This is a genomic window from Microcoleus sp. N9_A2 (assembly GCF_036701775.1).
Taxonomy (GTDB): Bacteria; Cyanobacteriota; Cyanobacteriia; order Cyanobacteriales; family Microcoleaceae; genus Microcoleus.
Map to the genome: position 1 here is coordinate 111,892 of NZ_JAUBRH010000007.1, position 13,971 is coordinate 125,862.

Below are 13,971 nucleotides of genomic sequence, written 5' to 3' on the forward strand. Positions count from 1 at the left end.
AAAAAGTAATATCTTTGATGTCCAAACTGCTGCAACAACAGCTATATGCGATCGCAAGACGTAATTAATTTAATTTTTCTTATAAATTCAAAGAAATTCCACAAACTGCATTTTCGATGTTCTCCGTTGAAGGTGGAAGTATCTCAAATCCATGCTTCTCGTACCATTTGACGAGGTTGGGATTGTTGTTGATGTCTTGTTCAGTTAGAGAACCGCAGATTCGCTTAATTCCCCGCTGACGAGCTTTCTTTATCGCAAACTGCAACAGGTGAGTTCCCAGCCCCATGCGACGGTAATCGATTGGCTTGGGTTCAACTAACAGTCTCAAAAGAGCTGCCCCTAATTGTTCTGAAACGTGAATTACATCGTCGCGAATCAAGATATCGCCTATCACCAACTTATCGGGCGGAGACAAAACGCATTCTAGCCTACCAACTTCGCTGTTGCGGTACAAGAGTTTGGCAATAAAATATGAGTCTCCGTCCCCGTTTACTTGCAGGCGGTACTCTCGTCCCTGGCGATCGCGAACAATCATTCAAGCGCTGTTTTCCAACGAACTTTCCAACATCATTTATTTTTAGAGTACATGATACGGATTATCCTTCATCGAATCTACGATCGCGTGTGAACCCAACGTTATCGGTAAACCCAGGACTGTGGAGTTAAGACCTGGGGCGATAGTCTAATGCTGAGTTTGTTAAAAAATACTGAAAATTAATGCAGTAATGCAGTAACAGTGGAATAATAGTTCATCCAATAAATTGTCATTCAAACACAAAAGCTTTATTGCCCGCACTCTCAAAATTGGAGGCGACTGCGAAAATCCATTTTTTTCGCTGCATTTTTGGTTTGGCGCTCCTGGTTAAATATCTGGCATGGCGATACTTTTTGGGGAATATGGTAATGCGACAGAATGCTTTCTACTTGAAATCCTAATTCATGAAATCCAGGTATGCAATGAAACTATTTGATATTCGGATCGATCGCAGTCTCTCTTTTTTCCAGTTTAGCGAGCGCACAACCTATCAGCTATCCCGCTGCCAGAGTGCGTGTCGATTCGGTGCAGGTTGCGGCCCCGAGAGCACCTGAAAAAGCGATCGACCGTTTGACTGACTTTATTTTCTACAACCTGCACCCTGAACTGAACCGCCGCAAAATCCGTTCCGATGAAACGCAGTACGTTAACGAATGGGCGGCTATCAAAAAGTGGTCAGCAACGATAACTTGGTTTACCAGGATGCCTGCGGTAGAAACTCGACGAATTACGACTGGTTGCCTTCCAAATATGACGGTGAGGGCGGGGGAAGAGAGGGAAGAACTATCTCTTTATCCAGTCCTGTGCTGGACTCTCGTAGCAGATGCTGTATTCTATACCCGCCATCCAGAATTGGGCTACCGCAGGATACAGTTTTCAGAAAAGTCCTTGGCTTGGCGAGCGGTCGTTTGAACGGCGGGCGGTCAGGAAAGCTGCATTTTTGCAACTGAATCTTCATACATTCTCGGTCAATTAAACTATTTTGTGTAAAGCTTTGCAACAATCGATCGGCATTTTGCATAAAACCAGCGGGCTGTGGCTGATAGGTAGGTAGAGGGTGCGGCAGTGGCAATGGGTGCAGGTTGAAGGCGCGAAGGTATTTGAGCAAACAGGGGGAAAGCGTGAAAGGGTTATCGATTTTGAGTTTGATGGTTGGCTTGGCAGTGTTGGGTACTGCTTCGGTATCAGTTTTGGCACAAGGGCGATCGTCCCCAACGAACCAACAGATATTAGAGGGGCGATCGCCAACATTCGCTCAACAACCAAAATCTCAGCTTATAACTTGGAAACAATTTGTAGAACAAGGTGGCAGGCGTTTTCTAGACCGCGATTACGACCTACCGCCCGAGTTTAGGAATGGCTATGTTTACATCAATACAGGAGCTAGCAGCAGTAGATGTTACATTCTCAAGCAAGGTTTATCTAGCTACCCACCTGTAAAACAGGGTGTAGAAGAGATTGATTTTGCTGTGGGCGATAGCTATGTACGATCGGGCAAAGCAATTAGGTTCTACTGGGGTAGCGGTACTTATTTTGAACGCAATAGTATCAGAACAAAGAAACCCGGTGAAGAATGCTTGAATTTTACTTGTTTAACAGCTCCTTTTATGACTGAGGAACAAATCAACCGCATTCTGCACTCTGAAAGAAGGATTCCACCAAAAAATTGACTGTGAAAAATAATCGCCATAGATTCAGTTTGTTGAAGCAATTTAAAGAAACTGAAGAAGGAGTTTTATGAAAGGACGATCGGTTTTTACTGCAGCGGTGAGTTTGGCGGTGTTGGGCATTGCTTCAGTATCAGTTTTGGCACAAGGGCAATCGCCCTCGATAAGTCAACGAGCACCGACAGAGGGAAATGGTAAACAAACGATTCAAAGTTTACCTGATGGAACGTACCTTTATGGACGGATAATCGATCCAAAACAACCAGATATGCGGGTTGTGTTTCGGAAAATAGGAAATACAATTACAGGAATTAAATACAATTTTGGCAAAATTGAGTGTTTTCAAGGAACAACCCAGCGAAATACCATTACTAACACTATATTTCCTAATGCTAGTAGAGATGGTAAGCTATCTTTTGTTGGTGGCGGCTCTAATTTGTTAGGAGAAAATTCTTATCGGCTCAGGCTTGAAGAAGCCCCCGATGAGGTTAGGCGAAGTCTTGAAGGATGTATCAAGGCATTTGACGGTAGAAAGTAGAAGTTATATAGGAACAAGTCGCTCATTTTTGAAAGTCAACATACTGTCGGTCATCCTGCAAACAAGGCATTTTTTAGCAAACAAAGAGGAAAAAGTGTGAAAGTGTTCTCGATTTTTAGTTTAATGGCAAGCTTGACAATCTTAGGGATTGGAGCATTAACCCAACCTGAATCTGTTGCAATGGCTAATCAACATCTAGTTGATGATACTGTCCCAGCTAATTCTCAGACGGCAAGTGGACGATCGCAAACTATTGCTCAACAATCAAAATCTCAGCTTATAACTTGGAGACAATTTGTAGAACAGGGTGGTGGTCGCTACATTCAAGTTGATTACGATCTACCTAACGAGTTTAGGAACGGCTATGTTTACTTCAACCAAGGAGCTAGCGTTATCACAGCTTACCTTCTCAAGCAAGGTTTATCTAGCTACCCACCTCTCAAAGAAACTGGACTTGGAGAAATTGATGTTATTCAAGGCGATCGGTATGTAAAATCTGGCCAAGCAATTCTGTTCTTCTGGAATTTAGGGAACTCTGGTTTACAATATGCCAATGATACTCAAGTTAGATTTACTCAAAAAGGAACTGGTTGTTTTAGGACTAACTGTCTAACAGCTCCTTTTATGACTAACGAACAAATCAGCCGTATTCTGCGTTCTAAAAGAAGAATTGAACAAAAAAAATGAGGTAGATATGAAAAAGCGATCGCCACTCACTATTACAATCAGTTTAGCCATTTTAGCAACAACCTCATTACCGATTGTTGCACAACAATCTAAACGATACCCAACTGAAAATCAGTTACAACAACTAATAAATCAGTTCCGCAATTTTGTTGCTTCGCCTCCTGAAGGCTCTCGTGGGTTTTATCTTCGGGATACTCGCAATGCAGCTCAGTTTCAGAATTTGAGAGCGTTTGTCAGAGCTTGGTTGCCCCTTAATCCTGATGTAGTGCCTTTCCTCGGTCAATGGACGGCGTTAGAAGAAACTATGAATGTCTATCCCTCCACTATCAAAGGTCAAGTGTGTATCATAGAAACTTTTATTCCGCCTATCGATGGAATTGGGATGAGTTTTGCTAAAGGAACTGTATCTGGTAAACATATTAGAACTAGCGATACCAAAGTTCTGCTCCAACAAGGTAACTATTTAGGAGTGGCTTTTGTCAACACGAGCAATAATCAACCAGGTCTCTACGAATATGCTTGGCCCAAACCGCTAACAAATCTTGCTCAATTAATGCGCGGTATTCCCCAAGTTGATAGGAATCGCTTCTTACAACAGTTTAAAGAAGCTGGTTGTACGGAGTCTTTGCCAAAGGGGTAATGAAACAATCGCAGGTTTATTGTGCATTTATTTGAATCTTTGATTGTTAGGAGTGATTCTCTCAAAACATTTCCAACTATAGGCATCGTCAGGATCGAAAGGCCAAGCAAACACCTGGTAGTTGGGATATTGCCATTGGCAAGCACTCTCCAGATTAATTATTTTTCTGTTGTTACCCTTAACGCAAAACCAATTTTCATAAGCAGCTTGAGTTCCGACTCTTTTTCTAGATAATTGAGAACTTTCAAATCCTTGTGCTTCACAATAATCACTCAGATTTAAATCGCCAATAGGTTCTCTAGCTTGAACATTTGTCGAAAATAAAACTGTTCCTAAGAATACTGCAACTACTTGAGGTTTAAGATATTTCATAATTTTTTTTTTGATTGCTAAAAGTTCCCACAATCTGTGCTTAATTATTAATCGTATTGCAATTGTACTGTACCATTGTTAAATGTGCCAGACTTTGAACTTTATTGTTTAGTCAAGCTAAGCAAACAATTGTTTTGGCTGTTTTATGGTGTTTTTTAAACTCAGCTTTCCTTCGAGGCCACTTCCTCAAGTTGAGTACATAGAAGGTTTTTCCTAACAGCGATCGCCCAACTCTCAATCTCTTACCGCTACCAACTGCCTTTTCTGCCTTTTGTTCAAACGTTCCCTGAACTCAGCTACCGCGTTAAGAAAATCCACAGCTTGATGCAGCAACGCAGTAGTAAATGCAAGAATCTAGAATAAATAACTTGTTGCGCTAGCAGGTGTTCCGTACCCGCAAGCGGTTGGTAAGGTTCCCAAAGCAATAGCAAAGGTGGGTAAAATGGATGAAGTCGCCCTTGAAAGTAGCTGGTTTGGGTTTACCCGGTGTCATCTTGGTGGTGACGATGGCTGCAACAGGTTTGACAGGAGCTGCGGCCATTACAGCAGCTCTAGCATTTCTGGGAGGCCCTGCGGGAATGTTAGGTGGCATTGCCGTGCTAGGTTTGACAGGATTGATTGCAGATGCTTTGACAAAAGTGGGACTGGAGGACTTGCTGACAGCGATTTATTGCCAAAGGCGCTTATCCGAACCGCACGGGAAACTTTTAGAAGAGATTGAGAAATTGTCGTTGTTTGACGGCGACATTAAGGAAAGGCTTCAAATGACGGTGACGGAAGGGTGCGGTTGTGCGGCAGCGACGATTGTTACTAATATGGACGATATCACAGGCTCGGCAATCGCTATTTTACTAGCTGTTCCAGGCATGACTCCAGCACACCACAGGGATTTTAAAAGTTCCCATCCAATAATGAGGCTCAGGGATGGGACGGCGGTTAGGGCTTGGAAAAACCCCGTCGGCGTCGATCGCATTTTTTTGGGCGATCCCGATGGCAGAATGATTTACGGCGGCTGCGCGGGCTGGATTCACAGCGAGGGCTTGAATCAAGCTATGAAGCAGATGAGAAACAATTTGACTTGACATATCACCCGGACAAGTACGGAGTTCGCCTTCTTATGTCAGGAAACCGAAGATTACCAAGGCGAATAGATTTATTTAGTCAACACAGCCAAGTACAATCACTTTAATATTTGCTAATGAATATTGCTGACAATCAATTTAACAGCTCGGCATTTGAGAGGCAGAGTTGGTTTGACAGCCACAAAGCCCTGGAATATATTAGGTATCATTTGGAAGCAGCCCGTCAGGACATCCGCATTGCTTCAGGATTTTTTACGATTCGCGGTTGGGGATTAATCCGACAGCATACAACCAACAAAAATACTTATCTTTTAGTGGGGCTGGATGAGCCGGGAGAAGAACGCGCTCGGCAAGCTTTAATTGCAGAGATTATGCGCGATTTGCGGACGGGTTTAGACCTAGAGCGTCGGCAAGCCGTGTCTGACCTAATAGAAAAAATTCAATCCCATCAATTTCAAATGGTTGATGCCAGAGCCACCGACCACCACGCCAAACTCTATATCATCGATGACCAAACAGCAATCATTGCTTCTTCAAATCTAACGGGGCGGGGATTGCTAGAACGAATTGAAGCGGGCAATGTGGTAACAGATAGGGAAGAGGTGATTGCCTTAGTTAAAGAATTTGAAACTTATTTTAATACTGCTCATAATATCACTCAAGAAATCTTAGAAGCGCTATTAAAATGGCTTCAATTTGCTAAGCCTTGGGACATTTATCTCAAAACCATGCTGGCTTTTGAGAATGTTCAACCCGTCCAGACTCGTTATCAAAAAAAGCCGGTTTCCTATCAGGTTGATATGATTGCTCAAACCTTGCGGCAGATTAAAGATTTCTCAGGCTCAATGCTGGTAGCGTCAACAGGTTTGGGAAAAACTGTAGTAGCCGTTCATGTCGCTCTGCACCTGCGCGATGAGGATATTATTGACAATGTAATGATTGTTGGCCCTAAGTCTGTCCGCAGCAATTGGCAGCGGGAAATGAGAGAAGCTGGCTTGCCCTGTGAATATTTCGTGCGCCAAGCTTTTGACAAGGCAAGTTCCAAGCAAGATTCTAGCTTAGAAGATTTTCAGGAGATACAAAAATCCCTCGACCAACAGCGGTGGTTGCTCGTTATTGATGAAAGCCACGAATTTAGGAATCGCTTCAAGCACGACCTTTTTAATATGAAAAAGCAACCTTCAGAGCGGCAAGCTTTTATTCGCCTGCGGGAGTTCTGTCAAAAAGGGCAAGAAAATCTTAAGGTTTTACTGTTAACTGGTTCTCCTTATGCTAGGGACATTGACAATATTAACAACCAATTATTTTTGCTGCCTCACACCGCAGAAAGTCAAGCATTATTACCGGATTACGTGGATGATGCAAGGGCTTGGACTGTCAGCAACGCTTCGGAGTTCGTCCAGCTCCCCGTTGCCAGCCAGCTTACCACTCCTCACGTTGCTAAATATTACGGTCAGCAAGAAGGGCAAGATATTTATATAAAATTTGGAGGAAGCCGCCGCTACATTCCCAAAGTAAATTTACACACTATAACGTTTCCTCTTTTTTTTGATGCAGAACTCACTGACGCCATTATTAACGGCTGCTTTGACCTGGATTCCCGCAACCCCATGTTTCGAGAAGTATTAAAAAGAGTTGTAAAAGTTGCGTGGGTCAGCTCTCCCCTCTCTCTTCAAGGAGTCTTAGAAAAGGTGATCGATACGCCGGGAGGCAGCAACGCTTATGAGTTAGAGAAACTTCAATTTACTTGGAATCGCCAGCAGCGGCAATCGGCGCTGGAACCGCTCATCAGCCAATTAAAAAAACTCAATGAAAGTTCAGACATTAAACTGCAAGCTTTATCTAGCATCCTCCAAAAAGCTCAAACTAATTCTCAAAAGGTTATTATTTTTTGCGAGCGCCATGCCACCGTTGTCTACCTCTACAATTCTTTAAAAAAATTGCTTCCTTCTTTGCAAGTGACCGCAACTATCGAATCCAACAAAGATTCTCAAAAGTTTGAGATGAAAGAAACAAAAGAAATAGAAAAGTTAATCAAGCGATTTGCTCCAATTGCCAACGCAGCAGAGGGGGAATCTGAGGAAACTTACGACGTTTTTATCTCGACAGATGCTCACGGCGTTGGCGTCAATATGCAAGATGCCTCGATCGTGATAAATTATGATATTGATTGGACTCCGATTGGACCTACCCAAAGAGCAGGCCGAATTTTACGGTTTTGGCATTTGCCTCGCACCATTGAAATTTATGCTTTTGTTCCGACTTTAACTTCACACACAAATCTTCAGTACGATCTAGTCGAAATTCAGAAAAGATGGAAAAATTTAATAGTTCGCCATCAAGAGTCGAGAAAGCTGATTGATTTGCCCGTTTTAACAAGTGACGATACTCAAGAAATTAATTTAACAGAAATGGCTTCTCGAACTACCATTCAATCTGGTGAACTCAATCTGTCAGCCCTCGCGGATGTCGATATTTCTCCTTACTATCAACATACTGCTCAACTGCAACTTAACCGCAGTTACGCTGAAGGTATTGCCGACGATACAGTCAGCGCTAAAACTTATTCAGGAGAAACCCCTTCTGTTTATATCCTCCTTTTACACAACAAAGTGTATTATGGAGTTTTTTACAATCCCCTTAAACTAGAATTGCGTGAGCCAAACATTGTTAATATTTTAGATGTAATTGCCTGTCATGATGAAACTGAAATTGCTAATGTCGATTACGATGAAGTTGAGAAATTGAGCCATTCTGGCATCCAAGCTTGGTGTGAAAAACACAGTGCAAAATGGGAAGATGTCGAACGAATTTGTACGCTGTACCTCAAGCCAGAAAAAGCAGGAGATGGTTTGGCAGATTTGTTTACTTAACTTTCCTTGTTCCAAAGGGACTTGGGTGCGCGATCGCGTATACCAAGTAGAAAAGTGCAGATGCCGTGCGATCTCTACCTCGTTAAGAAATCCCCCCCGACGGATGCAGCAATGCAGTAAGTATGCGAGACTTTGGAGCGTCGGGTCGGGTATACACCAAGCATGAAAATAGAGGGACACGGACAAGCCAAGATACTCGCGCAAGAGGAAATCGAACTCTTATTTAACGAAGGTTTACAAACCGATCGCGATCGCACTTTGTTTGGGGTTTGTTTGTACACGGCTTGCCGGGTGGCGGAAGCTTGTTCGCTCTCAGTCATCGATATCTACACCACGAAGGGCAATGTTCGACCTACAATCAACTTCCGCAAACACAACACCAAAGGAAAACTCCAAACCAGGACGATTCCGGTAATTGAAGATTTGCGAAGTCTCCTGACTTCTTGGCGTCCCCACGCGGGTCAGACTTACTTATTCCCAGGTCGCCACCCCTCCCACCACTGGAAGCACCTGCACTCAAACTCAGCGGATCGGATTTTGAGAGAAGCGTTCGTGAGAACCGGCATCGAGGGAGCCTCCACCCACAGCTTCAGAAGAACCGCCCTGACTCAGATGAGCAACGCCGGGATTCCGCTGCGGGTGATTCAAGAAATCAGCGGTCACAGCAACCTCGAACAGTTGCAGCGGTATTTGGAGGTGAAGCCGGAACAAGTCAGAGGAGCGATCGCCTCTTTATCGATGCTTTCCTACACGGGGAAACAGGTATTTCCCCGCGTAATTGATGAATTGCCCGCTGTGCCGTTGCCCCCTCACCAACTGTCACAAGGCCAATCTGACGCGGCCCAAGAAATTCCCGACTGGTGAGCGAGCAATTTTAGATTTTAGATTTTAGATTTTAGATTTTGGACGCAAGGATTAAAGTCACGCATCAAGAGCATCGAGTGCCGATCGCTTTCTCCCTCAAGGCAGAAGCCCTCACCCCTGGATTTGTTGTTACAATTCTCGATCGTATGGAGCAGGTGCATCTACAAAACCGGCTCAAAGGAGAATTGACAGACAATGTGGCTTAAATTTGGTGTTGCTCTCAGCGGCGAACTGACGGGCATTGATGAAGTTGCGCGCGGAAAAACTCAGCTAACTTGTCTCTACTGCGGAGGCGGATTGACAGCGAAAAAGGGTTCGGTGAAAGAACATCACTTCGCTCACACCGAGGAAACTTGCAAGCCCGTGTCGCAGCGGATTAAAACCAAAGCTTTCCCATCGCTTCCCCTCTACGAGCATTTCAACATCGAACTCAAGGGTGAGGAATTGGAACAGTTGAAGGTGCTGTGGAAAGAGTACGGCGCACGGGGCTACGCGATTCCCAAAGACTTGGTAAACTTTCGGTGGCAGTTGAAAGGATTGCTAGAGTCGTCGGGCGAGCGCTCTTATCAGTTTACCAACTTGGGTAAAATCCCAGTGGGTGCTCTTCCCCTGGTGCTGTTCAACCGAGTCCAAGAACCGCTGCTGGTGTCAGAGTTAATGAAGTTGCAAGGCTCTGTAGAAATTGCTGAAGCTGCGGGGTTATCTTGTTTAGAAGAACGATTGGCTGATTTGCTGATTTATCGATCGCAGCTTCGTCGGATCAAGAGTGAACTCGCTCTACTTTCTTGAGGTGAAAGCGGACGGTCAAATCTTCTATAAAATTGGGGTGACAACTCGACTGATTGAAGAGAGAATCGCCGAAGTGCAGCGGGATGTGAGGGCGCATTACTCGGATGTGACCGTTAATTTGCTGGGATTGTGGGAACACCGGGGGAATGTGGAGCTGTACTTCAAACACCGATATCAACCTTTTAATTACCGGATTGGAACGCTGACGGAGTATTTTCAGTTTTCTAATGTTAAGCCAATTTTGAATGATTTGTTTGAAATGAAACCCAAAGTGCTGAGCGAGATTGAGTTGGACGTACTCAATCGCGAGCAATCAGATTTTGCTGCCAATCAATCAACCTAGGCGAACGCACGGGCTTTGCAAACCTGTCCCGTTAATTGAGTTAAAAGATTGTTCCGGCTGCTCGTCCTACCAAATCAACAAAATCAGTCTTTGTTCGCTCGAAGCGATCGACACTCTCAAACCGTTATTTTTGCGTTGTGTTTAAGGCGAGCGGGGCATAATGTAGGGTTAGACCCCTCGCTATACCCCGAGCGCTTTGAAGAAGATTTAGAGCCAAAAAAAGAGAGTGGATTGCAACGCAAAGCCCAGCACCAAATCCATAGCTGGGCAGAACAAGAGGCGCAGTGTGACACGCTCGCAGTTGTGGTATCTGGGTTAGAAAGCGTTTAATCACCGCATTGGGCAGAAGACACCATCGAAATTGTTGGTTTTCACGCACATATTTACTTTGACAGTGATAGTCGCGATGCTGCGGAGCGCGTGCGCGAAGGATTGACTCAGTTTGAGGTGGAGCTAGGGCGCTGGCACGATAAACCCATTGGGCCACACCCCCAAGCGATGTATCAAGTTGCCTTTTTACCGGAACAGTTTGGCACAGTCGTTCCCTGGTTGATGCTCCACCGCGAGGAACTAAATATTCTCGTCCATCCCGAAACAGGCGACGATGTGGCAGACCACACAACACATTCTTTGTGGCTGGGAGAAAAACTGGAGCTGAATGTCGAAGTTCTGCGACCTAGAACAGCCAATACGAAGTTCTAAGTCATCGCTTTCTGCGGTGGATTGCTCTATGTAGAGCAAACACTACTTGCTAGGTTCGGTAGTCCGCAAACTAAATTCTTTGCTCAGAGATATCGTTGATTAATTAGTCAAATGCAGGCTAATCTTTGGCAATTGTAATTTATTTGAAGTAACAAATGACAGTTAAAGCTATTTCCGCCACCATCCTTTTAGGTGCAATTCCGCTGAGTGTTTACCAGCTACCCGATGGCGGCTACAAAGTCGATGCGATTGGGGTTATGGGTGCGGTGGACAAGCAAAAACAATCGCTGACCCGCTTTATCAATGGAAACTCACCTTTAGCTCTGCCTTTTGGCGGATACAATTTTACACAAGCCCAAAGCATTCCAGTGGAAGGCAACGCTCAATTAATCAAGCCCATTCCCATTGCATTAGCTACGGCATATTGGCTCAATGAAGCAACCAAAGGCAACGTAAAAGCTCAAGCTTTAGTTCAAGCCAGCATGGCAGAATCCATCGAACGGCGGGCTGATGCAGCATTCAGCATCAAGCGCACTGAAAGAGAGTACAATGTGCGGTTTGGTAAATTCGTTGATTCGGTTATGTTGGAGAACCGGCAAGAGGTTATCGAGCGGCGGCTTCCGGGTGACGATCTGTACTTGCCGGATGGGATTAACTGAGCAAAAGTGCGATCGCTCCCAACACCTCAGTTTTGAGGAAAACCGAACCAAATCCCAACACCAACCCGTGCCCCCAATCTCGAAGAGTGCGATCGTCAAACAACAACCTAGACGAACGCCACCTCCGATTTTTAATTCAGCTTCAGGGAACTAAGGCCCTGGGATGTCTGTGGCGATGGTTGAGACTGGGGGCGAACCCGGTCGTGCTCGATCCCGTCACACCTACGAAAAGGCGGGCTTCGAGCTGTTACCAGTTGCCAGATACTTCAAGAAGCTCGCTTGTGCAGGTGTGTTGATTTCGCTGGCGCATTGCATCCTTCAACTTAATGCGAGAGTTCTCTATGAGGCAATATTATGTCAGCTTTAACTGATGCTCTAAACCGCATCATGGAATGGCTTCAACAAAACAGCCCTATTTGTGCGTCAGGTTTTCAGCCAGGCTTATCACCCGAAGAAGTTGAAGAGAAGCTAGGTGAGATACCTTTTTGTGTATCTCGTGAAGTCCACGAATTATATCAATGGTGTAATGGTACTAATGATAGGTGCGGTGTTTTTGTATATCACTACTTGTTAGATCTAGACACTGCTTTGCAATATTCACAAGGTTTTAATGATTCTTACTGGCTTGAAGTTCGAGAAAGAGATGGAGACCCTCTTCACCTCTTTCTAATATTTGATTTTGATGGTGAGTATTTTGCTGTTACAGGTAGTGACAATCTAAATGATACTGCCCCGATCTTTCATGTAGGTTGTGATGATGGTTCATTGAGCTTTGCTTTCACAAACCTTACTAATATGATGTTGGCCTTAGCTGAGTGCTATGAGACGGGTGTTTATACAGTGGCTTCAGACGGGTATGTAGAAGTTACAGATGAGGCTAAGTTTGGCGATATTCGCCGTAAGTATAATCCTGGAGCGGTTAAACAGCTATATGCTCAGGGATGGTAACGTTGTTTGGCATCGGTTGTATAACAATTTGCTTGGAGCGGACTGACGAAAGACATTAGTGCATTGCGAAGGTCACTTGGAGCCACTCAAGCGAACTGTTAGATTGCTGTACAGTTTTGGCTCAATTAGTGTTTGTTTGGGTAATGATACAACTCAAAAGGTGCTGCGGTACATCAACTGATTCAAGAGTGCTATAGCTGGGATAATACGTGGGGAATGGAATAGATCGAGGTATTTGAGGTATGAGAATGCGAGCTATCTCAGTTTGTAGCTTGCTCGCGCATTCTATCCTTCAACTTAATGCGGTCGCCCGCTCTTGTACGTTGGGTTGAAAGATGAAACCCGATACTCATTACTGCTTCTCAATCTCAACTCCGGTGCGATCGTCCAATCGAGCCATGTTTGGTTTCACGTTACCCGGATTCACAAGCCTTGACGTGACAAGCTCAACCCAACCTACAGCAACGGGCAATTGCACTTGAGGATATACGGAAAAATTCAGCCTTTCCTCCAGAAAATACCTAATATACGGAACAATTCTATTTATCCACTAAATTTAGAATGATATACAGAACGATTCTGGCTGTCCATCTAGTTCTGGTGGATAGCTAGAATCGTTCAGCCTAATAATATTTAGACACTCGGAGAGAGCAGATGGATAAGCCCAGCATTCACGGTAGTTGCCTTTGCGGAACTGTGACCTTTGAAGTGAACCCACCGTTCCAGAAAATGGCTCATTGCTACTGCTCGCGGTGTCGCAAAGGCACGGGCACAGGCCACGCCACAAATCTAACCGTTGAGCCGAGCCAGTTCCGATGGCTTTCAGGGGAGGAAGGCATCGCGCGTTACGACCTTCCCGCGGCGAGCAGCTTCAGCAAATGGTTTTGCAGTCATTGCGGGTGCCCGGTTCCGCGTCTAACGCGCAGCGGCCTAATTGTGGTTGTTCCAGCCGGCTCGTTGGATACAGCACCGCCTATGGCTCCGACGGATCGCATTTTCTGGGCATCGAGAGCGCCGTGGAGTTGTGCTAGCGGAGGGCTTCCAACCCACGCCGAGTATCCAGAGTCATGGTAGAGCAAAAACGTGCCTAAAAAGATCCTTCAGCCGTCGGCCCAGCAAGTGCGGAGCGATCGCTATGTATGCGACATAAACTACAGGTTGCAATCAAAATAAAAACCGCTCGTTGGAGGTTCTAATTGGAACTGAAGAGAGATTGCAGGTACGACCAATGCTTGGAAAGTAAAGTGTACCGCTAGATTTATAGTTTGAAAT

The 13,971-nt window shown here is 44.8% G+C and carries 17 protein-coding genes; 15 read left to right on the plus strand and 2 right to left on the minus strand.

What is annotated here, in order from left to right:
- Positions 1-79: 79 nt before the first annotated feature.
- Complete coding sequence (locus QUA44_RS06370; protein WP_333249139.1) at positions 80-535, minus strand: GNAT family N-acetyltransferase; 456 nt, start codon at positions 533-535, stop codon at positions 80-82.
- 510 nt (positions 536-1,045) lie between these two features.
- Between QUA44_RS06370 and QUA44_RS06375 the strand changes: the two genes are divergently transcribed.
- From QUA44_RS06375 to QUA44_RS06395, 5 genes are all read left to right on the plus strand, one after another.
- Entirely contained in the window at positions 1,046-1,447 is a 402-nt protein-coding gene (locus QUA44_RS06375) for a hypothetical protein (protein ID WP_333249142.1), read from the plus strand.
- Between the two features lie 209 nt (positions 1,448-1,656).
- Positions 1,657-2,205, plus strand: coding sequence for a hypothetical protein (locus QUA44_RS06380; protein ID WP_333249143.1), 549 nt, complete (start codon positions 1,657-1,659; stop codon positions 2,203-2,205).
- A 67-nt stretch (positions 2,206-2,272) separates the two neighbouring features.
- On the plus strand, positions 2,273-2,740 hold the full coding sequence (locus QUA44_RS06385) for a hypothetical protein (RefSeq protein ID WP_333249146.1): 468 nt from the start codon (positions 2,273-2,275) through the stop codon (positions 2,738-2,740).
- A 96-nt stretch (positions 2,741-2,836) separates the two neighbouring features.
- Positions 2,837-3,427: a hypothetical protein gene (locus QUA44_RS06390; RefSeq protein WP_333249148.1), complete on the plus strand. Its 591-nt coding sequence runs from the start codon at positions 2,837-2,839 to the stop codon at positions 3,425-3,427.
- A complete protein-coding gene (locus QUA44_RS06395) occupies positions 3,411-4,067 on the plus strand; it encodes a hypothetical protein (protein ID WP_333249150.1) in 657 nt (218 codons plus the stop codon). The genes QUA44_RS06390 and QUA44_RS06395 overlap by 17 nt, the downstream gene beginning before the upstream one ends.
- 27 nt (positions 4,068-4,094) lie before the next feature.
- Here QUA44_RS06395 and QUA44_RS06400 read toward each other — a convergent pair whose 3' ends face one another.
- Complete coding sequence (locus QUA44_RS06400; protein ID WP_333249152.1) at positions 4,095-4,439, minus strand: hypothetical protein; 345 nt, start codon at positions 4,437-4,439, stop codon at positions 4,095-4,097.
- Positions 4,440-4,885: 446 nt separating this feature from the next.
- Between QUA44_RS06400 and QUA44_RS06405 the strand changes: the two genes are divergently transcribed.
- From QUA44_RS06405 to QUA44_RS30655, 10 genes are all read left to right on the plus strand, one after another.
- Positions 4,886-5,521: a hypothetical protein gene (locus QUA44_RS06405; RefSeq protein ID WP_333249155.1), complete on the plus strand. Its 636-nt coding sequence runs from the start codon at positions 4,886-4,888 to the stop codon at positions 5,519-5,521.
- Between the two features lie 116 nt (positions 5,522-5,637).
- Positions 5,638-8,394: a helicase-related protein gene (locus QUA44_RS06410; RefSeq protein ID WP_333249156.1), complete on the plus strand. Its 2,757-nt coding sequence runs from the start codon at positions 5,638-5,640 to the stop codon at positions 8,392-8,394.
- Between the two features lie 162 nt (positions 8,395-8,556).
- Positions 8,557-9,258 (plus strand): site-specific integrase, encoded by a 702-nt coding sequence (locus tag QUA44_RS06415; protein ID WP_333249159.1) that lies wholly within the window; start codon positions 8,557-8,559, stop codon positions 9,256-9,258.
- Between the two features lie 38 nt (positions 9,259-9,296).
- The gene (locus QUA44_RS06420; protein ID WP_333136515.1) at positions 9,297-9,464 is read left to right on the plus strand and encodes a hypothetical protein; all 168 of its coding nucleotides are present in this window, start codon (positions 9,297-9,299) and stop codon (positions 9,462-9,464) included.
- Positions 9,454-10,047: a hypothetical protein gene (locus QUA44_RS06425; RefSeq protein ID WP_333249161.1), complete on the plus strand. Its 594-nt coding sequence runs from the start codon at positions 9,454-9,456 to the stop codon at positions 10,045-10,047. The genes QUA44_RS06420 and QUA44_RS06425 overlap by 11 nt, the downstream gene beginning before the upstream one ends.
- Entirely contained in the window at positions 10,025-10,390 is a 366-nt protein-coding gene (locus QUA44_RS06430; RefSeq protein ID WP_333249164.1) for a GIY-YIG nuclease family protein, read from the plus strand. Before QUA44_RS06425 ends, QUA44_RS06430 begins: the two co-directional genes overlap by 23 nt.
- Positions 10,391-10,771: 381 nt before the next feature.
- Positions 10,772-11,092 (plus strand): DOPA 4,5-dioxygenase family protein, encoded by a 321-nt coding sequence (locus tag QUA44_RS06435; RefSeq protein ID WP_333249311.1) that lies wholly within the window; start codon positions 10,772-10,774, stop codon positions 11,090-11,092.
- A gap of 155 nt (positions 11,093-11,247) precedes the next feature.
- A complete protein-coding gene (locus QUA44_RS06440; protein ID WP_333249167.1) occupies positions 11,248-11,751 on the plus strand; it encodes a hypothetical protein in 504 nt (167 codons plus the stop codon).
- A gap of 354 nt (positions 11,752-12,105) precedes the next feature.
- On the plus strand, positions 12,106-12,699 hold the full coding sequence (locus QUA44_RS06445; protein WP_333249169.1) for a hypothetical protein: 594 nt from the start codon (positions 12,106-12,108) through the stop codon (positions 12,697-12,699).
- A gap of 654 nt (positions 12,700-13,353) precedes the next feature.
- A complete protein-coding gene (locus QUA44_RS30655) occupies positions 13,354-13,773 on the plus strand; it encodes a GFA family protein (RefSeq protein ID WP_445243636.1) in 420 nt (139 codons plus the stop codon).
- The last annotated feature ends 198 nt before the right edge of the window (positions 13,774-13,971 follow it).

Excerpts from the sequence above, each read along its gene's own strand:
- QUA44_RS06400 (WP_333249152.1), bottom strand. The coding sequence starts at position 4,439 with ATGAAATATCTTAAACCTCAAGTAGTTGCAGTATTCTTAGGAACAGTT.
- QUA44_RS06410 (WP_333249156.1), top strand. The coding sequence starts at position 5,638 with ATGAATATTGCTGACAATCAATTTAACAGCTCGGCATTTGAGAGGCAG.
- QUA44_RS06445 (WP_333249169.1), top strand. The coding sequence starts at position 12,106 with ATGTCAGCTTTAACTGATGCTCTAAACCGCATCATGGAATGGCTTCAA.
- QUA44_RS06405 (WP_333249155.1), top strand. The coding sequence starts at position 4,886 with ATGAAGTCGCCCTTGAAAGTAGCTGGTTTGGGTTTACCCGGTGTCATC.
- QUA44_RS06385 (WP_333249146.1), top strand. The coding sequence starts at position 2,273 with ATGAAAGGACGATCGGTTTTTACTGCAGCGGTGAGTTTGGCGGTGTTG.
- QUA44_RS30655 (WP_445243636.1), top strand. The coding sequence starts at position 13,354 with ATGGATAAGCCCAGCATTCACGGTAGTTGCCTTTGCGGAACTGTGACC.
- QUA44_RS06370 (WP_333249139.1), bottom strand. The coding sequence starts at position 535 with ATGATTGTTCGCGATCGCCAGGGACGAGAGTACCGCCTGCAAGTAAAC.
- QUA44_RS06425 (WP_333249161.1), top strand. The coding sequence starts at position 9,454 with ATGTGGCTTAAATTTGGTGTTGCTCTCAGCGGCGAACTGACGGGCATT.
- QUA44_RS06440 (WP_333249167.1), top strand. The coding sequence starts at position 11,248 with ATGACAGTTAAAGCTATTTCCGCCACCATCCTTTTAGGTGCAATTCCG.
- QUA44_RS06415 (WP_333249159.1), top strand. The coding sequence starts at position 8,557 with ATGAAAATAGAGGGACACGGACAAGCCAAGATACTCGCGCAAGAGGAA.